Source organism: Streptococcus sp. FSL R7-0212 (assembly GCF_038007985.1).
Lineage (GTDB): Bacteria > Bacillota > Bacilli > Lactobacillales > Streptococcaceae > Streptococcus > Streptococcus parauberis.
In genome coordinates, this window is the sequence record NZ_JBBOYF010000001.1 from 1,931,316 (window position 1) to 1,951,026 (window position 19,711).

Below are 19,711 nucleotides of genomic sequence, written 5' to 3' on the forward strand. Positions count from 1 at the left end.
AAACCAATTTTGCCATCAAAAAATGGTATAATAACAATATCTTGAAGGATTTATCTTAAGTATATTTAAATGAAGAGGAAATAATATTATGAAAAAATTTGATGCTTTTAAAGAAACTTTATCTGCTGAAAGCTTGAAAGCTATATATGACGAAACTCGCTTGGAAGTTGCTAATGATGAACGTGAAGGAACTGAAGCTTTCTCAGCTGCTTTAGCAACTCAGATGGCAATTAATTTAGTAGAAAAATACCATGATTGGCTTAATGAAAACTAAAACCACCCCAAACAAAGGATTTACTGTATCATTTCCGAATCCCTATCCCGATACTAGTGTCAAAACTTTATTAGAAGAGCACCTCTTGATCCCTCGCAAGATTAGACATTTCTTGCGCACTAAAAAGAATCTACTCATCAATAACGAGAGCATCAATTGGCAAAGCCCAGTAAAAAAAGGCGATCTAATAACACTTGACTTTGATCCAGATGATTATCCCGAGAAATCCATTCTTTTGGGTGATGCTACTTTAGTGGATTGCCTTTTCGAGGATGAAAACATTATTGTGGTTAATAAGCCTGAGGGGATGAAAACCCATGCTAATCAACCTGAAGAATTAGCTTTGCTCAATCATGTTAGTGCTTTTTGTCAGCAAACCTGTTATGTCGTGCATCGTTTGGATATGGAGACCAGTGGAGCCATTGTCTTTGCTAAAAATCCATTTATTTTACCAATTTTGAATCAGCTTTTAGAAAAGAGAGAAATTCATCGGGATTATTGGGCCTTAGTTGGCGGACAGATTCCTCAAAAAAGTTTGGTTTACAAAGATAAAATCGGTAGACATCGTCATGATCGACGCAAGCGAGTTGTTGATCCCAAAAATGGTCAGACTGCCATTACCAATCTCACGCGACTAAAAGTCTATCCTTCTAATCGAAGTTTGGTTAATTGCCAATTAGAAACCGGTCGGACGCATCAGATTAGGGTTCACTTAAGTTATCACGGTTTTCCTATCATTGGCGACCCTTTATATCAATCTCATCCAAATAAGGAGCGGTTAATGTTGCACGCCCATCAATTGCAACTCGTTCATCCTTTAACTTTAGAATTGATAACGGTCCAAGCCAAATCAACCAGCTTTGAAGAACTACTTAAATAAAAAAAGTTAGGAATAAATCCTAACTTTTTATTGTTTCTTCAAGGTTAATCCTGGAAGTGGTTTACTGAAATCAAATTCAGAATTCATAGCCGTTTGCCATACAACTGGTGTCAAACTGTCTCCTGAGAGATTGAAACCATAAGTATACTGGATACCTGCTCCTCCAATACCGCCGCCAATTACCATAATACCACCGTCAGTTGGAGTTGCGAAAGTTAGATGATAATTGCCATTTGATTTATCCTCAGAATTGGTAATTTTGGCAACCTTATTTTCATCTGGTTTCTTCGGATCTTTAAAATCAACTTTACGTGTAACTGTGCCATCTTGAGCAATTGTTAAAGTATAGGTGATATCATCTTTTTCACCTTTCCAAGTACCAACTACGCCATCTGGCAATAAGGCAGGTTCCTTAATTTGGTTCTTCTCACTAGTTACACTTATGTTTTTAGCTCCTTTTTGGCTAACAACATACCCATTTCCAGATTTCTTTAAGACAAGTTCTCCAGTTAGCTCCTGTAGGATATGACCAGAAGAACCTTTTTCCTTATCCGTTTCCTTATTATAGGTATAGTCATACGTAGCAGCAAAATCAACTAAAAAGGATTCTTTACCTACTTGCGCTAACCCATTAAGGACGATATTGGGAATTGCAAAGCTGGAAGCCAGACGTTTATCGGTTTCCATTTTTGATTTGATACTTTCTTTCAACCCTTTATAAAAATCATTATTAGCTCCGCCTTCAAATATAGTTTCTAAATTAGCAGGGTCTTGTCTGTTAGAATTATAAATCATCAATTGGTCAAAAACAGATATTAAATATTGTCCTGCCTTAGCTTGATCCAACTGATTTTCAAAGTCTAGTGCGACCTTATCATTCTCTTTTATGTCTGATAGTTTAACTTTTTTTGAAGTAACATCCCCATCAGCAAATGATTTTTTTAAATAAACATCTGCTATTTCTGTCATCGGATAATCTTTGACATCATAGGAACCATCTTTAAGCATACCAATTGGGCTCTCGTTGACAAACAATTCACCCTCTTTTGAATTACTTGTTACAGAGAAATTTTTAAAGACTACCGTTAAATCAATGAGTTTTGAAGAACCATCATAGGTTTTACTCACTTTTATTAAACGATTTTTATATTGCCCATCCAAACTAGCTACATAATTAGAGACTGGAATACGTTCCAATTTAGCTGAAAAGTTTTCTGAATTAGATGTCGTTACCAACTTCTTATTCAGCATAATATCTACCGATGGAACATTTGTTTTTATTTCTAATTGAATAGGTCTTATGGCAATCCGATAATCTGGGAAAATGAGAAATTTACGGCCGACCGACTTGACATAATAATCATCCTCAGCTGTCGCATTTTTTAACTTATTTTCCTGACTTTTTAGCTCATTACGATCAAACTTTTCGAAGTTAGCATATTGTGCTTGGTCATTGGTTACTTTTTTATTGGTATCTGCCCAAACTAGATATTCTTTGATATTTTCAAAAGCTGCCCCTTGCTTATTACTTCTTGCTGATACGTAATTATGAATCACTGCAGATTTTGAAGTAAAATAAGCACCAACAGCCACTAGTACAAGCATTAAGGTTACTAAAATTGCTGAAGTTACCTTAACCCATTTTTTCTTAAACATATTGCTCATATCTAATCACCTCACCTTTTTCATTATTATTATATCAAAATTTAATCATCGGAACTGTGGAAAATGTGAGGTAAATAATAAAAATAGGTTTTAAAATTTAGATAATTTACAAAATGAAATAATTTAAGAAGCCTATTGAAAAATAAACTAAAGTGTACTATAATAACTATGGAAGCGCTCACATATTTTATTTGGAGGTTTATGATGAACACGAGAAAAATAACTTTAGGAGCTGTAGCATTATTAACAGCATTCACTTTGCAAAGTTCAGTAGATGCCTGTACTGGTTTCATCATTGGTAAAGATTTAACCACAGACGGCAGTACACTCTATGGTCGTACGGAGGATTTAGAACCAAATCATAATAAAACTTTTGTTGTTAGAGAAGCAAAAGATAATAAAGATGGTGATATATGGAAAGATAAGTCCAATGGATTTGAATACCCATTACCAAGTCATTCTTATAAATACACTGCTGTCCCTGATGTTACTCCAAAATATGGTGTATATGATGAAGCTGGTATGAATGAATTCGGTGTATCTATGTCAGCTACTGTATCCGCATCAGCAAATAAAAAGATTCAAAAGAAAGACCCATATGTTGAAGACGGAATTGCAGAATCGTCAATGCCAAGTGTGATTTTACCAAGCGTAAAAACCGCTAAAGAAGGTATTGAATTAATTGCTAAGATTGTTGATGAAGAAGGCTCTGCCGAAGGTAATATCGTAACTATCGCTGATAAAGACGGTATCTGGTACATGGAAATTTTATCTGGCCACCAATATGTAGCGATGAAATTCCCAGACGATAAATTCGCAGTATTCCCTAACACTTTCTATCTAGGTCATGTTGATTTAACTGATAAAGAAAATGTCATTGCTTCAGCTGATGTTGAAAAGCTTGCTAAAGAAGCTAAAACTTATAAAGAAGTTGATGGTCAATTCCATATCTCTCAATCATACAATCCACCAATGGATGATGCAAACAGATCACGTACCTTCTCAGGTATTAAATCTCTCGACCCAGATTCTAAAGTAACCTACAAAGATGATAATTTTGAATTACTTCAAAGTACTGATAAAAAATTCACATTAGAAGATGCCATTAAACTTCAACGTAACCGTTTTGAAGGTTTAGAATTGAAACCTTTAGATCAAATGGAACTTGATGGCAAAGGAAAACCTAAATCTAAAGAGGCTGTCAAAGGCTATGCTTATCCAATTTCAAATCCAAACGTTATGGAAGCACATGTTTTCCAACTTAAAGATGGTATTCCAGCAGAACTAGGTGGTGGTGTTATGTGGTTATCAATTGGTAGCCCAAGAAATGCACCATATCTTCCATACTTAGGAAATATCACTAAAACTTATGAAGCATATCAGGAAACTAGCACTAAATACAATAAAGATTCTTGGTATTGGACAATTTCACACATCAATGATATGGCTGCTAAATATCCTAAAAAATTCGGCACATCAGTTGTTGATGAAATGAAGGAATTAGAAAAAACTTGGATGACTGAACAAGATCAAATTAACAAAGAAGTTAGTGATTTACAGCAATCTGATCCAACAGCCGCTCAAGAAAAAGCAGACCAATCTTCAATGGACCGTGCTGAAAAAACATTCAAACGTCTAAAAGAAATTGAAAGCAAAATGAAAAAACAAGTTCAAAAAAAACATAAAGTCAAATAAAAAATAAACAATAAAAGCCCTTAAGAATTCTTAAGGGCTTTTAAGGAGGTTATGAAATTTTTCTCCTTGGTAATGCAAGAAGAAATAGAGATAACCTAATTATAGGCAGACTGACTTAAAGTTAGCTTAAACTTTTAGTTTCTATCTTTTTTTAATTTTTTTGATAAAGCTAAGCCGGTAACCAAGAGAATTGAACATGAAACAATTGCAGAGAAACTAGAAGCTTTGTCTCCGGTTGTTGGAAGCTGCGCTTCTTTAACAGGAGTTTTCTCTTTTGGAGTTGCAACTGTTAGAATTTCCTTCTTAGTATCTTTCACAACCACAGGTTGAGGTTTAGCTTCTGGTTTTGAAGGCTCTGCTGGATTTTCATCTGGTGTTTCGGGAGCAACATAAGTTCCTTCTTCAATCATTCTATTTTGAGCATCAATAATTACAGGATTACCATATTGAACATTAGTAAAATGGCTATTTGCTCCATCTTGGATGAAATCATAAGATTGAACAGGCTGAGTAGTTTGACCATCTTCACCAGGAGTCACAACAACTTGTGTACCTTTTAGTAAAGTTGGATTATCACGATACTCTGTTTGGTAAGCAATTGCTGTTACTTTATCAACACCAACTAATTTATTAAAGAGACTAGCAAAGTAGAATTCAGTAGCTGCAAATGGACTATAGCCTGTCCCATTACCTGGATCATATGCATCACCAGTATATGGATTTGGAACATAAGTAGCATATGGTGAACCAAATAGACGGTGCATAATATACTGACTTAATCCTTCAGCAAACGCTTCAGAACTATTATCTCTATAGTAAGGCCAAACATCACTACGATCAAAATAGGTATGGTAGATATCTAAAAATTCTTGTGTATCAGATAAGGCCGGAACAGTGTCAAGAGTACCATCAGTATTTCTATCACTTGTCTCAACATATAAACCACTCTTGAAGTCGATAATATGAGTCATTTCATGGAGAACAGTTTCCATCAAACTAGTATTGCTTGCCTCATATTTCAAAGCAATTGATTGGGCAGCTGAATTTGCTAAACCTAAGGTTCCCGTACCCATACCTGGAATTTCATTGTCATAAATTACCAAGTCAGCAATGATACGCTGTAACTCCTCAGGGAGAGCATGAATTCTGGCTTCAAAATCAGCTTTTTGTGTATCAGACATCATTGTCGTATTACTGTAATCAATTGACGTAGAAATACTGCCTTTATAATTATTATAGCGACGTGTTAATGAATTGAACTGGTCAGTAATCATATTCATATCTGTCTGCTGTTGAGTTGTCCATGAACCAAGTGCTTCTAACTCTTGTTCAGCTAGTATGGCACGTTGATAATCTGCCTTGATATCAGCATAAAAGGCATCATTTATAATATTACTGTTATCATATCTCAAAAAGTCATCTGTCGATGTTGATAAATCTTCTGGTACCATTTCTATACCATAGTCTTGTGCAGATGCTGTCCACATATCTTCTTGAGCTGTTGTCAACAAACGTGAATAGAATGCCGCATCATCTGTCAAACCAAGCAAACTACGTAATTGTGTATCTGTTGGGTCTAACATTTCAGCCGTGATTGTTCTAATATATCTTGTTTGTGTAGTTGTTCCATCAGGATTGGTTACTGTTAGATACTCATATATATAGTTCTCACTGTATTGAGCAAGTTCACGAACAGTTGATTCAGTTGTACTATAATCAGCTGTCAACGGAGGTCTATCCACAAACAATGTATCAACAACAATCCGATCACTTGGTAATGTCTGAGTTGTATCAACATGATAGAAAGGTTGGTCTATCCATTTATAACTATCATCATAGACAGCCTGGCTGGCTGGAGCTGTTGTTTCTGTTTGAATAATATTAGTTGTTGTAGTTGTTTTAGTCCCATCTTGGCCAGGAATAATTACATCGGTGCCAACTGGTTTTGTGACATCAATACTATATTCAGTTATAGCTGGTGCAATCACCTCTGTCGTTGTTGTTGGCATTATCCCCATCACAATAACAGTTTTCTGTAGGCTCAATCCGTTGGACTGTAGACACGCCATTTACTGTAGTTGTAATCAATTTTCCATCAGTTCCTTGAGTCTGTACTGCTTGGTAACCTACAGGCTGAGTATCATCAGATACATAACGAATAGGACTAGCAATGACCGTTTCTGTAACAACTGAATCACCAACTGCAGCAGCTGTAACATCTGGACTAAGTGTTGTAGCTGCCGAAGTATCTGTTAGGGTAGTTGTTGCAGCTTTCTCAACTACTTTAGTGGTTATTGCAGGCGCCTCAGCGACGAGGGATGGGGTGGTTGCTACAGTAACGTCTGCAACAGTTTCCTCAGCGGCTATCACTTGTGTTGTTAGCATAACACCTAATAAAACACTTCCTACTCCAAGAAGCGTTTTTCTAATGCTAAAAATTTGTTTTTTATCCCTAAACATGGCGGTCTCTCTCCATTTTTAATTTTTCTATTTATTCACTTTGATTGTAGCACATACCACTACCCTTTACAAAATAATTTAAAAATAAAATTAAAAAGAAGTCGCATTGTGCAACTTCTTTTATTATAGTAATAAATTCTTATTAGATACTACATCATTCCACCCATCATATTAGGGTCCATTCCACCTGGCATAGCTGGCCCAGCTGGCTCTGGTTTAGTAGCTACAACTGCTTCAGTAGTAAGAATAAGACTGGCCACTGATGCTGCATTTTGTAATGCAGAACGTGTTACTTTAACTGGATCAATAATTCCTGTCTCAATCATATCAACCCATTCACCATTGGCAGCATTGAAACCAGTTCCTTTAGGACTGTTTTTCAAACGATCAATGACAACTGACCCCTCATAACCTGCATTATAAGCAATTTGACGAACTGGTTCTTCAAGGGCACGAAGGACAATGTTACGACCAGTCGCATTATCACCTTCAAGTTCTAGAGCTTGCACTTTCTCAATCACTGAAATAAAGGCAGTTCCTCCACCAGCTACGATCCCTTCTTCAACAGCAGCACGAGTAGCATTCAAAGCATCTTCAATGCGGAGCTTCATTTCTTTCAACTCAGTTTCTGTCGCAGCACCAACCTTGATAACTGCCACACCACCCGCTAACTTAGCTAGACGTTCTTGCAATTTCTCACGGTCGAACTCAGACGTTGTTGTTTCTAATTGGGATTTAATTAGGCCAACACGATTGGCAATAGCATCCGCACCGCCAGAACCTTCAACAATAACTGTTGAATCTTTATCCACAGAGATTTTAGCTGCTTGGCCTAGCGCTGCTATTGTCGCATCCTTAAGCTCTAAACCAAGATCTTCAGTAATCACAGTTCCACCTGTTAGAATGGCAATATCCTCTAACATAGCCTTACGACGGTCGCCAAATCCTGGTGCTTTAACGGCAACAACATTAAATGTTCCGCGAATTTTATTTAAAACTAATGTTGGTAAGGCTTCACCATCAACATCATCAGCAATAATCAATAATGGGCGGTTTGTTTTTAAGACTTCTTCTAAGAGTGGAAGAATTTCTTGAATGTTTGATACTTTTTTATCAGTGATCAAAATAAATGGATTTTCTAAGTCAGCAACCATTTTTTCGTTATCTGTTACCATGTATTGAGAAAGGTAACCACGGTCAAACTGCATTCCTTCAACTACTTCTAGCTCAGTTTCCATTCCACGTGATTCTTCAATAGTGATGACACCATCATTGCCAACACGTTCCATGGCTTCGGAAATGTACTCTCCAACTTTTTCTGAACGTGAAGAAACAGCCGCAACTTGCGCAATGGCTTCTTTTCCTGTAACTGGTTGGGCAATTACTTTTAGTTCTTCGACAGCTGTCGCTGCAGCTAATTCAATCCCACGTCGAATACCAATTGGATTGGCACCTGCAGTAACATTCTTTAGTCCTTCACGAACAATTGCTTGAGTCAATACAGTTGCAGTTGTTGTTCCATCACCAGCAATATCATTGGTTTTTGAAGCAACTTCTGACACCAGTTTTGCTCCCATATTTTCAAAATGATCTTCTAACTCAATTTCTTTAGCAATTGTAACACCATCATTAGTGATCAATGGTGATCCAAATGCCTTCTCAAGAACTACATTACGACCTTTAGGGCCTAATGTAACTTTGACAGTGTCAGCTAAAATATCGACACCTCTGACCATTGCTGCACGCGCATCTGCTGAGAATTTAATATCTTTTGACATAATTATCCTTCTTTCTTATCCTTATCTATACTGTATATTAGTCAATAATGGCTAAAATATCTGATTCACGAATAACAGTTACAGTCTCCTCATCGAGGATAACATCCAAACCAGGATTCTCAACTAAAACTTTGTCACCAACTTTGACAACTGGAGGAACTAAATCACCTGTAATGGTTCGCAATCCTGTCTCACTAACAGCAAGAACCGTAGCTTTTTTAGTTGATTCTTTATGAGCTCCAGCAAGAACAAAGCCGCCAACAGTTTGTTCTTTTTCTTCTTCAAATTTCACGACCACGCGGTCACCTAAAGGTTTTATCATGTGTATGCCTCCTATTAATTACTAGAAATTTAGCACTCTCGTATAGATAGTGCTAACTTACTCTATTATTTTATCACTTGGTCAAAAATAGTCAAGAAAAAAATACTTAGTTATAAAGCAAAAATTTCAATAGTTTAAATATTTTGGTTTTTCCAACTAGACAAAAAGACTGAGTGTCATCCTCAGCCTTTTATTTATTCTATGTCAAATTTTAATTTGCCATGGGACATTCCTATTTTCAACTGGTGTCCACTAGATAAGTCGCCAGAAAGAATCAATTCTGACAGTTTATCTTCAATATGCGTTTGTATCGTTCTTCGGAGTGGTCTTGCCCCCATCTCCACATCATAGCCTTCCTCTGAGAGATAGTTGAGGGCCGATGGTTGAATTTTCAGACTAACGCCTTTTTCCGCCAAATTAGTAACTAATGGTTTAACCATAATCATCACTACTTCTTTCATATCCTCTTGACTGAGGCTATGGAAGACTACCTTCTCATCTATCCTGTTAATGAATTCTGGTCTGTAGGATTTCTTCAATTCTTCCAAAATTCGTTTTTCCATGGCTTGGTGGTCTTGAGAAATATCTTTGGCACCAAAACCAACTGTTTTATCATCACGTAAGGCCGTCGCGCCCAAGTTACTAGTCATAATAATAATGGTGTTTGAGAAATCAACGCGACGCCCGCGACTGTCTGTTAACATCCCATCATCTAGAACTTGCAATAGGACATTAAAGATATCCGGATGGGCTTTTTCAACTTCATCAAATAGTAGAACAGAATAAGGTTTATTTCTAACCTTTTCTGTCAGTTCGCCACCTTCTTCATAGCCGACATAGCCTGGAGGTGCCCCATTTAATCGACTAGCTGCAAATTTTTCCATATACTCGGACATATCGAATCGAATTAGTGCTGACTCATCATCAAAGAGAACTTCTGCTAAAGCTTTTGCTAATTCTGTTTTACCAACTCCCGTTGGCCCTAAGAACATGAATGAACCAATAGGTCGTCTGCCTGTTCTAATTCCTGACTGATTGCGACGAATTGCCCGTGATATTGCTGATACAGCATCTTCTTGACCAATCACACGCTTATGCAATTCTTTTTCCAAGTTAAGATATTTTTTGCTATCTGCTTGGGTTAGTTTTTCAACAGGAATTCCTGATAACTTGCTTAGTGTAGACATGATATTATCTTCAGTCACTAGTGTAGGCTTTGCAGATTTGTTATTAACTTGAGCTTTCAATAGTTTTGAAACTGTTTTGAAATCCTTCTCTAGAATTGCTTGATCAATTGGTGTTAAGATGGAAGCTTTTTCTTTTTTGACTAACCCTTGAACCGTTGCACTTGCTTCATCTAATAAGTCAATGGCTGAATCAGGAAGATTTTTACTGGTTAAATAGCGATGAGCTACCTTAACAGCCGTCTTGACAGCTTGGTCTGAAATTGAAACATTATGGAAACGTTCATAAGATCCTTTTAGTCCTAACAAAATTTGATAAGCATCTTCCAAATTTGGTTCTTCGATAAGCACTTTCGCAAAACGACGAGATAAAGCTGCATCTTTTTCAATATGTTTTTGATACTCTTCTTGTGTTGTCGCACCTACCATATGGAGCGTTCCACGTGATAAAGCAGGTTTTAAAATATTTGCTGCATCTAAAGTACTGTCAATCCCACTACCAGAACCCATGATTGTATGTAGTTCATCAACAAAAAGAATAATCTGACCATCCGTCTCAATATCGTCGATGATTTGATTCATTCTTTCTTCGAAGTCCCCACGGAAACGTGTACCCGCAACAACACTCATCATATCTAATTCCAAGACCCGCATATCTTGCAATTCATAAGGAATTGATCCATTGGCAATCCGTTGAGCTAGTCCATAAGCTAAGGCTGTCTTACCAACACCAGCATCTCCAACTAGTACAGGATTGTTCTTGGTTTTACGACTGAGAACCTGAATCATCCGTGTGATTTCTTTATCTCTGCCGATAACTGGTTCTAATAGTCCTTGGTTGGCCATTTCCGTTAGGTCTCTGGTGAAATCTGACAAGTCTCCAGCTGTACTAGCCGGCTTCATCATGTCAGAAAAAGATCCAGCACCTTTGGCTTTTTTAGGTTTTCGTAACTCATGAATAGCTTTAATTGTTTCTTTACTATATGCCGCCTGTATTTCAATAGCTTTTCTGAGATCAGCAAGCTTTGGTTGTCCTTGTCCATCATCCTTAATTTTGAAGCCAGCCATCTCTAAGAGTCGGGCAGCCATAATATCTGGATTTAACAAAATTGCAAAAAGAACATGCTCTGAACCTACTTCAGAAGCATTTGTAACCAAACTTATCATTTCAGAAAACTTAAGAATATTGGTTAAAGTCTTGGACTGACCTAAGAAATGTACTTCTTTAATATCATCTTGAGGACTTTTTCCCACGGCCAAAATTGCAGCTGCTTCATATTCTTCTTCTGAAATTTTATTATTAAATTCACTAAAAACTAATCCTGCTAGGGAACCTTCTTCTTTCACCATTGCTAAGAGAATATGCCAGGTCTCCAAATGCGAACTGCCAAAGCGAGCTGCTTGGTACTGGGCCTGTTTAAATATCTCTTGCATCTTTATTGAGTAATCAATCATTAATGCTTCCCTTTCTATCAATACGACGTAACAAACGATATAGCATCTTTGCACGGATGCTTGGAGCATCTTCACCTAATACATCGTCCGTCGCCATAGCAAGAACAATGTTTCCTTCTCGCTCAGTAATAAGATTTTCATCAAAAAGCATTTGAATCGAATCTGTAAACACTTGTTGGCTAACGCGTTCACCAAGCATTGCATTCATGGAACCAATTAATTGGTGCTTATCTGAAAAATGCACCTTGGCAATACGAATATAACCGCCGCCACCGCGTTTGCTCTCTACTTCATAACCACGACTTTCAGTAAAGCGCGTTTTGATGACATAATTTATCTGACTAGGTACAACCTGAAAAGAGTCAGCTAATAAAGACCGTTTAATTTCTGCAATCCCAGATTGCTCCAGAAGTTCTTTGATATACTCTTCAATACTATCCGATGTGTTTTTACTTGGCATAATCTCACTCCCTTAATTAATACTTACTCATTCACAAGGTTGTTTCCCTATTTGACTAAAACTGACTTTAATTATAACAAATTGCTATCCTTAAAAGCAAATGGAAATATCTGACTATATTAAACAAAAAAATGAGCACCAGAAGGTACTCATCATTTATGCATGTTTAATTGTAAATTACAATTTAACGATGTTTACTGCTTGAGGGCCACGTTGACCTTCTTCAACATCAAATTCCACTTTTTGTCCTTCATCTAAAGATTTGAAACCATTAGATTGGATAGCTGAAAAATGTGCGAAGACATCTTGCCCGTTTTCAGTTGAAATAAAACCGAAACCTTTTTCAGCGTTAAACCATTTAACTGTACCTTGTGCCATAATCATCTACTTCCTTTCCATAAATTCTTGTGTAAAAATAGAGAGAAACGATGATGTGGAACACATATACTAACTCACAAACTAATTTACTAGTCAAGTATATCAAACTGTTATAGTAAAGTCAAGAAAAAACATTAAAAGCGCTTTTAAAATAAAGTGAATAGAAAACGCTTTTTTATTTTGCTAGAGTTTTTTCTTGAGTTAATTTATTTTCTAGGCTAAAATGTGTCATAAAGAGATTAAATTTGTTTTATTTTAAAAACAAGTTATTATCTAAAATATATTATAGTTATAAGGAACAGAAGATTGTTTCTAGGGAGTACAAATATTGACAGAGTCAAATATTATTAGTCTTGTTCAAGAAATGCGTCAAAAATACCTTTACGATAAAATGGAAACAGCTGACTGCGGAGATTTCACTTGCAAAGATCTTAAAAAAGCTAAGAAAATCAAGAAAAAATTGATTGGCTTAGAAAAAGAGCGTTGTCACAAACTGATTGAGCATGAGGATATTTCATTAATTGATCAAAAGATTGCTTTGTTAAAAGAAGAATTCCGCAAAGAAAGTAACTCTAAACAAGGTCAGGACACCCCTTAATATGTCAATTCCAATACTGGTCATTACCTTCCTCCTTTCGCTCATTTTATCAAATGTGATTAATCGGATTTTTCCACAAATCCCCCTACCTGCCATTCAGCTCTTTTTCGGAATCCTGTTTGGCATTTTTAATAAAGGTCACCATTTAATCATTGATCCAGAAATCTTCTTAGCCTTTGTCATTGCCCCCCTTAACTTTCGAGAAGGTCAGGAAAGTGATGTCAAAAGCTTTATCCGTTCAAGAGGTTTAGTTCTCTATTTAATCTTACCTGCTGTCATGATTAGCACAATTGTTATGGGTTATGGTATCAAAACCTTACTTCCGGTCGAATTACCATTAGCCCTCTGTTTTGCCATGGGAGCGGCCCTAGCGCCAACCGATGCCGTAGCCTTCCTATCCTTGGCCAAACGCTTCAAATTCCCCAATCGGATAAAAAACACCTTAACTTCTGAGGGTTTGTTGAATGATGCTAGTGCACTTGTTGCTTTTCAGTTTGCACTAACAGCCTTGGTCACAGGCTATTTTTCCCTAGCCGATGCAGGCTTAAATCTACTTTTTTCAATTTTGGGTGGAATTGTTATTGGTTTAATCTTTGCTCTACTCAACAGAATCTTTCTGTCGGTGCTTGAAAAATTTGATGCAGCAGACGTGACTGGTGCGCTTCTGTTAGAATTAACTCTCCCATTTGTCGTTTACTTCATTGCACACATGCTTCATGTCTCAGGTATCATTGCCGTCGTTGTAGCCGGTGTGATGCAAGCAAATCGGATTAAAAAAGTTACCCTCTTTGATGCGCAAGTTGACCGCGTCACAAATATTATCTGGGAAACCATTAATTTTATACTAAATGGTTTAGTCTTCATTATTTTTGGCGTCGAACTAACCCAATTTACTGGGCCCCTTTTAGCTAGTCCAAGTTATAGCAATGTCTACCTACTTTTTATCGTGGTTATTTTGACAGCTTTGCTATTCCTTATAAGATACCTAACAATTATCATTTACTTCTTTTTCAGAAGTCGTAAGTACCACAAAGCTTTTAAAAAATACTTACCTACTGTTAATCTTCTGACTTTTTCAGGAGTTAAAGGGAGTGTTTCTTTAGCGATTATCCTTTTAATTCCGCAGATTGATACTTACAAAAATTCATTGACTTTGTTTACAGTCGGTGCAATTACATTGCTTAGTTTTTTGATTGGCTTACTGGTTCTACCCCGCTTAGCGCCTGTTGCTCGGTCGACAGAGAACTATTTAACTAAGATTGATATTTTAACGTCAGTTGTCAAAAAATTAGAGACAGAAGGACAAAAAGCTCAAGCAAATCAAGCTGGATTATACTATGTCTTAGATGCCTATAACCGTCGGATTGAGAATCTAATCTTGGAACAAGAGCCAAATAATGTCAAGGAGGAATTAGCTGAGTTACAACTGCTGATGCTTGCTATTGAAAATGAAGGACTAGAACACGCCTTTCGCCACAAAGATACTACAATTTTTGAGTATCGGATTTATCAAACCTACATAAAATCAATGGAACGTCAAGTTAACCGAAGTTTTATCTCAAGTTTTAATTATTCCTTTACCATTTTGCTCCGTGTTATTCGACATGTCATTCATGAGATGTGGTCTGTCGGTAGCGACTTGAAATCGAGTTTGACCAGTTTACAAAAAGCTAGAATCCGTTTATCTGAAGAAAATCGGGACCATTTGACGGATTTATATTTAGCTAATACAGAATTAATCCTCGAATCACTGGAAGACTTAGAAGGCTTTTACAATTCGTCATTAGTTAATTTTTTACAGAATCAAAGGATTCAAAATGCTGAATTGATGAAGTCTGGACTTTTTGTTGAGCGGGTGATTGCTAACTTTATCCCAGATTCTAGCGGTGAACGGATTCATGGTTACTATCTGGAACGACAAACGATTCATGAATTTGAAGTTGCTGGTCATATCACAGCTAGAGAAGCACAACAACTTCGTGATGAAGTTAATGAATTAGAAAGCTATTCTCTGCGTGATAATTCACCAAACTTTGTCTACGATATCATAAATTATCGACACCAATTGAAGTAACTTGAAGTTACTTCTTTTTTTTGATGAGCAAATCTTTTGTTTTATTACTAATTAGTGATAATATATAGGTAGAAAAAAGATTTGTTATATTAGGAGGTAATATATGACTCAAACAAACTTACTTGGCATCCATCATGTTACGGCGATGACCAATAGTGCTGAAGCAAATTATCGTTTTGTGACGGAAATTTTAGGAATGCGTCTGGTCAAAAAGACTGTTAATCAGGATGATATTCATACTTATCATACATTCTTCGCAGACGACATGGGTTCAGCTGGGACAGATATGACTTTCTTTGATTTTCCCAATAATCCAAAGGGCGTCCGTGGTACAAACGGAATTACCCGGATTGGACTTCGAGTGCCAAATGACGCAGCACTAGATTATTACTTAAATCGTTTTAACCAGTTTGGAGTCAAACATGATGGTATCATCGACCTATTTGGTCATAAAGCTCTCCCATTTGAAGAAGAAGATGGCCAACGCTATCAATTAGTTTCTGATCAACACAATTCGGGAGTTCCTGCTGGTCAACCTTGGAAGAATGGTCCCGTACCTTCGGATAAAGCAATCTACGGCTTAGGACCAATTGAAATCACGGTTTCTTACTTTGATGACTTCAAAAACTATTTAATCCAAGTCTATGGAATGCGTATCCTGGAAGGTGAATCAGATTACGCTATCTTAGAAGTTGCCCAAGGTGGACATGGCGGGCAAGTTATCTTACGTCACAAGGAAAGTGACCAACAAGAAATGCAAGGTTATGGTTTGGTCCATCACGTGGCCTTCCGACTTGCTGACCAAGAAGCTATCAAACATTGGGCCGAAAAATATAATGCCTTGGGTATCATGAGCTCAGGACTAGTTGATCGCTTCTATTTCCAAGCCCTCTATTCGCGAATTGGTCATATATTACTTGAGCTTTCTACTGATGGACCAGGCTTCATGACAGATGAACCCTATGAAACTTTAGGCGAAGCCTTATCACTTCCGCCATTTTTAGAACCAAAACGTCATTTTATTGAAGCGGCCATTAGACCCTTTGATACTAAAAGATCCTAAGTAGGCAAAGGATGCCCACAATCACATCAATTCACCATATTAGTGCCATGGTTGGCGACGTTAACGAAAACATCCACTTTTACAGAGACTTGCTCGGCCTAAAACTGGTCAAACAGACCGTCAATTTTGACGACCCTAGCCACTACCACCTCTATTACAGTAGCCCCCATAACCACCAAGGTTTGCTAACTTTTTTCCCTTTAGGAAATAGCAAAGCTGGTCAAATCGGTAGTGGACAAGTCGGACGTATTGCTCTCAGTGTTCCCAAAAATGCATTAGATTTTTGGCGTCAAAAATTGAAGAAGGCTAACATTGCTTTCCAAGAAAGCCAATGGGGAACGAAGCCTGCCTTGTTCTTTAGTGACCTTGATAACCTAGATATAGCCCTAGTAGCAACAAGCGACAAGAGTCAGAATCCATCAATCACCGGACTCCACGGTTCCTATTTACTCTCATCTAACTATAAAGCTAGTCAAGAATTTCTCCAAAAAAACTTGGGGCTTGCACCTGCTTTTGAAGACGGTTTAACAATATCATTCACCTTTAAAAGTGATTCTGAACGGGAAATCATTATTCCCAAGGTTAATTATCAACGAGGAGAAATGGGACCAGGAACCGTTCACCATATTGCTTGGCTGGTCAATGATTTAGAAGAGCTGAAAGCAAAACAAACGCAACTAACCGACCAAGGTTTCAATGTCACTGTTATCCGTGACCGCAAATATTTCCAATCCATTTACTTAAGAGAACCTGGTAAGGTAATCTTTGAATTCGCCACAAAAGTTCCAGGTTTGACAGTTGATGAGGCTGTCGATTCTTTGGGTCAAAACTTACAACTGCCATCTAGACTTGAGCAGAAGCGCCAGCAACTGATTCAGAATTTGGAGCCACTTGATTTATAAACTTAGAAAGGATCCTTATGATTTCTATTGAAGCATCTCAATTATCAGCCAAAGATCAATATAAGATTTTGATTGGTAGTGTCATTCCTCGGCCAATTGCCTTTTTATCAACTCTCTCTGCTGAGGGGATTGTTAATTTGGCTCCTTTTAGCTTTTATAACATTGTCTCTTATGATCCAGCTATCTTATCCGTCAGCATTCAACGCAAAAATGGTCAACCCAAAGATACCACTATCAATATACTTGAGCGTGGCGAAGCTGTTATTCATAGTGTGTCCAGTCATAATTTAGAAGCTGTCAATCAGGCTGCAAAAGAGCTGGCGCATAATGAAAGTGAACTTAATCTAACTGGCATGACCATGATTGACTCCTCGACAATTAGAACGCCTGGGGTTAAAGAGTCAGCTATTCGTTTTGAGACTAAGCTTTACCAACACGTTCCAATCAAAGGGGCGGATGAGCAGATTATAGCGGACCTCCTACTACTGTCGGTTCAAGCTTATCATTTAGAAGATGCCTTATATCAGAAAACCCACGTCTTAGCTGATCAACTCGATCCTATCAGCCGTTTAGCCGGAAATGACTATGCCAAGCTTGGTCAAACCCTGACCATCCCACGACCCTAGGAGGAATTTTGAAATCACTCTTCAAATCTGGACAACCAAATCAACCCACCTTAGTGCTCTTGCATGGAACAGGTGGTGACGAAAAAGATCTATTACCAGTTGCCAACTACCTCAATCCTAATGCTACGGTCCTCTCCCTGCGGGGCGATGTTTCGGAGAATGGTGCTCTGCGCTTTTTTAAACGAAAAGCGGAAGGACAGTTTGATCTGGATGACCTTGAGATGCGAGGGCAAAGCCTAACAGAATACATTATCACCAAAAGCCAAGAAAAGGATTTTAAACTAGATAACCTAGTCCTCGTCGGCTTCTCAAATGGTGCAAATATGGCAATTAATTTATTATTGCAAGAAGATAGTCCTTTTAGACAAGCTATCCTGATGGCTCCCATGTATCCACTGGAGCCCAGACATAGCACGCCCTATGTTAAAAAAACACAAGTCTTCATTTCAATGGGTCAAGATGACCCTATTGTTTCACTAGCAGACAGCCAACATGTAGTCGATCTTTTTGAAGAAAGACAAGCTAAAATCATTAGTTTTTGGGTTCGCAGTCACCAAATCACGCAAGCCAGTTTGCAAGCTGCCAAAGAATGGCTAAACAAACTATAAAAAAGTCTGGACTTAGGGGTCCAGACTTTTTTATTCATTTAAGGAATGATGTTTGCCTAAGCTGATAGCATCTGCTTCTTTCATCTCAACAACATTTTCAAGTTTAGTTGTTGACGGCATGCTTTCTTTATAATACCAATAAGCATCTGAAGTCCCATGGCTAGCTACATAGACAATTCGATTTGGATCTTGAGCTGGTGCTTGTGCTTCCAAACTAGATGAAGGCTGAGCTGGAACAGTTTGATTTTCGACCTCTTGAGCTTTTGCGACTAGGCCTTGGGCCTTCCCATCAACATAATTAATGGTTGCATTCGGAGACTGATTTTCTAAAACTACTTTTGTAATGCCGTAAGCATCCACTGACTCTTTGTCGCCACCTAAAGAAATTTGTAAAAGCTGGCCCTCCTGATCAATCCCAACATACTGCAACTCAACTTGACGCGGAATTAATTCATCTCCTTGATAAATAGCCTTAACCTGGTAGTCTAACCAATAATTAGGGTGATTAGCTAACCAGCTGTCAAGAAGATTTTCATAATAGAGAATCCCATCCTCATTGCCAGAATCCATGCCCGCATAATTCCCCGAATTGAGCCAAGCAGTCATTGGTACGAGATTCTTACCATCCTCTTCTAAGCCACTGAATTGATAACCCACTAAGTGCCCACGATTCATTAACCAAGCTTCCTTAGTTCCATCACCAAATGGAAATTTAAAGTTATGCCAGCCAACTGGATTATAAGAAATGCGGTTCTTACGTTTATTCACCGGCTCATCAGCATCCCGTAACTGAATGTGCCCCAAAGTTGCACGGCCCAAGCGATCCAATGGAGCTAAATAAAGCTGTTTTTTCTTTGTAAATTCTAAAAGGCCATTACTTTGGAATTGACTCGCGCTGATTTGACTTTCTTCTTTATTTATAGAAGACGAACTAGTATTTAGCTGACTAGAACTAGTGGCAGTGCTAGTAGAATCAGTAGAGCTACTTTCAGGCTTACTACTACTAGAAACTAGGTTTGACTGATTCCAATCCTTATTCTTGCCTGAAGTTGTTTGAGAGTTTGACACTAATCCTGTCAGAGCAAAGCAGCACAAAGCTGCTACCAAGACAGCGCCTGCTCGCTTCCAATTTTTTTGAAACAGCGCAAAATAGGTACTTGCGGCTAGGCCAATCGCCCCTAGAAAAGGTAATAGTACAACTAAAAGAGACAATAAAAAAACCCAAAGAATAATTTTCCCAAGTCCTAACTGTGATCTCCCTGATTTTCTTTTCATAATCTAACTTCCTA

18 protein-coding genes are annotated in these 19,711 nt (G+C 37.7%); 9 read left to right on the top strand and 9 right to left on the bottom strand.

Translation table 11 applies throughout. The annotated features are described in order from the left end of the window. The first annotated feature begins 88 nt into the window (after positions 1–88). Together MKY69_RS09735 and MKY69_RS09740 are read left to right on the top strand one after the other, a co-directional pair. Positions 89–274, top strand: a complete 186-nt coding sequence (locus MKY69_RS09735) for a hypothetical protein (protein ID WP_003105537.1) — start codon at positions 89–91, stop codon at positions 272–274. Next, positions 252–1,154, top strand: a complete 903-nt coding sequence (locus MKY69_RS09740) for an RluA family pseudouridine synthase (protein WP_003104974.1) — start codon at positions 252–254, stop codon at positions 1,152–1,154. The genes MKY69_RS09735 and MKY69_RS09740 overlap by 23 nt, the downstream gene beginning before the upstream one ends. Positions 1,155–1,181: 27 nt before the next feature. Here the strand turns inward: MKY69_RS09740 and MKY69_RS09745 are convergent, their stop codons facing one another. Further along, entirely contained in the window at positions 1,182–2,819 is a 1,638-nt protein-coding gene (locus MKY69_RS09745; protein ID WP_045406888.1) for a zinc ribbon domain-containing protein, read from the bottom strand. Positions 2,820–3,023: 204 nt separating this feature from the next. Here MKY69_RS09745 and MKY69_RS09750 point away from each other — a divergent pair, with 204 nt between their 5' ends. Next, positions 3,024–4,514, top strand: a complete 1,491-nt coding sequence (locus MKY69_RS09750) for a C69 family dipeptidase (RefSeq protein ID WP_311981910.1) — start codon at positions 3,024–3,026, stop codon at positions 4,512–4,514. A gap of 134 nt (positions 4,515–4,648) precedes the next feature. On the opposite strand, the gene MKY69_RS09755 is transcribed toward MKY69_RS09750, so the two are convergent. The 7 genes from MKY69_RS09755 to MKY69_RS09785 all read right to left on the bottom strand — a co-directional run bounded on the left by MKY69_RS09755 (position 4,649) and on the right by MKY69_RS09785 (position 12,551). Then, a complete protein-coding gene (locus MKY69_RS09755) occupies positions 4,649–6,523 on the bottom strand; it encodes a G5 domain-containing protein (protein WP_311981911.1) in 1,875 nt (624 codons plus the stop codon). Next, positions 6,480–6,974, bottom strand: coding sequence for a YSIRK-type signal peptide-containing protein (locus tag MKY69_RS09760; RefSeq protein WP_003107821.1), 495 nt, complete (start codon positions 6,972–6,974; stop codon positions 6,480–6,482). The genes MKY69_RS09755 and MKY69_RS09760 overlap by 44 nt, the downstream gene beginning before the upstream one ends. Before the next feature lie 149 nt (positions 6,975–7,123). Beyond that, positions 7,124–8,752, bottom strand: coding sequence for a chaperonin GroEL (gene groL / locus MKY69_RS09765; RefSeq protein ID WP_003107822.1), 1,629 nt, complete (start codon positions 8,750–8,752; stop codon positions 7,124–7,126). Positions 8,753–8,789: 37 nt separating this feature from the next. Continuing rightward, positions 8,790–9,074, bottom strand: coding sequence for a co-chaperone GroES (gene groES, locus MKY69_RS09770; protein ID WP_003105909.1), 285 nt, complete (start codon positions 9,072–9,074; stop codon positions 8,790–8,792). Between the two features lie 194 nt (positions 9,075–9,268). Continuing rightward, the gene (locus MKY69_RS09775) at positions 9,269–11,713 is read right to left on the bottom strand and encodes an ATP-dependent Clp protease ATP-binding subunit (protein ID WP_003102418.1); all 2,445 of its coding nucleotides are present in this window, start codon (positions 11,711–11,713) and stop codon (positions 9,269–9,271) included. Next, the gene (locus tag MKY69_RS09780; RefSeq protein WP_003103836.1) at positions 11,706–12,173 is read right to left on the bottom strand and encodes a CtsR family transcriptional regulator; all 468 of its coding nucleotides are present in this window, start codon (positions 12,171–12,173) and stop codon (positions 11,706–11,708) included. Before MKY69_RS09780 ends, MKY69_RS09775 begins: the two co-directional genes overlap by 8 nt. A 177-nt stretch (positions 12,174–12,350) precedes the next feature. Then, complete coding sequence (locus tag MKY69_RS09785) at positions 12,351–12,551, bottom strand: cold-shock protein (protein WP_003104168.1); 201 nt, start codon at positions 12,549–12,551, stop codon at positions 12,351–12,353. A gap of 328 nt (positions 12,552–12,879) precedes the next feature. Between MKY69_RS09785 and MKY69_RS09790 the strand changes: the two genes are divergently transcribed. The 6 genes from MKY69_RS09790 to MKY69_RS09815 all read left to right on the top strand — a co-directional run bounded on the left by MKY69_RS09790 (position 12,880) and on the right by MKY69_RS09815 (position 18,422). Then, positions 12,880–13,149, top strand: coding sequence for a hypothetical protein (locus MKY69_RS09790; RefSeq protein WP_076752005.1), 270 nt, complete (start codon positions 12,880–12,882; stop codon positions 13,147–13,149). 1 nt (position 13,150) lies between these two features. Next, entirely contained in the window at positions 13,151–15,223 is a 2,073-nt protein-coding gene (locus tag MKY69_RS09795; protein WP_340791728.1) for a cation:proton antiporter, read from the top strand. Between the two features lie 103 nt (positions 15,224–15,326). Continuing rightward, positions 15,327–16,286: a VOC family protein gene (locus MKY69_RS09800; protein WP_003107825.1), complete on the top strand. Its 960-nt coding sequence runs from the start codon at positions 15,327–15,329 to the stop codon at positions 16,284–16,286. A gap of 11 nt (positions 16,287–16,297) precedes the next feature. After that, on the top strand, positions 16,298–17,188 hold the full coding sequence (locus MKY69_RS09805; RefSeq protein ID WP_340791731.1) for a VOC family protein: 891 nt from the start codon (positions 16,298–16,300) through the stop codon (positions 17,186–17,188). Between the two features lie 17 nt (positions 17,189–17,205). Continuing rightward, complete coding sequence (locus MKY69_RS09810; RefSeq protein WP_003105801.1) at positions 17,206–17,814, top strand: flavin reductase family protein; 609 nt, start codon at positions 17,206–17,208, stop codon at positions 17,812–17,814. An 8-nt stretch (positions 17,815–17,822) separates the two neighbouring features. Further along, the gene (locus tag MKY69_RS09815) at positions 17,823–18,422 is read left to right on the top strand and encodes an alpha/beta hydrolase (RefSeq protein WP_340791734.1); all 600 of its coding nucleotides are present in this window, start codon (positions 17,823–17,825) and stop codon (positions 18,420–18,422) included. A gap of 30 nt (positions 18,423–18,452) precedes the next feature. Here the strand turns inward: MKY69_RS09815 and MKY69_RS09820 are convergent, their stop codons facing one another. Further along, positions 18,453–19,697: a DNA/RNA non-specific endonuclease gene (locus MKY69_RS09820; RefSeq protein WP_003108961.1), complete on the bottom strand. Its 1,245-nt coding sequence runs from the start codon at positions 19,695–19,697 to the stop codon at positions 18,453–18,455. Between the last annotated feature and the right edge of the window lie 14 nt (positions 19,698–19,711).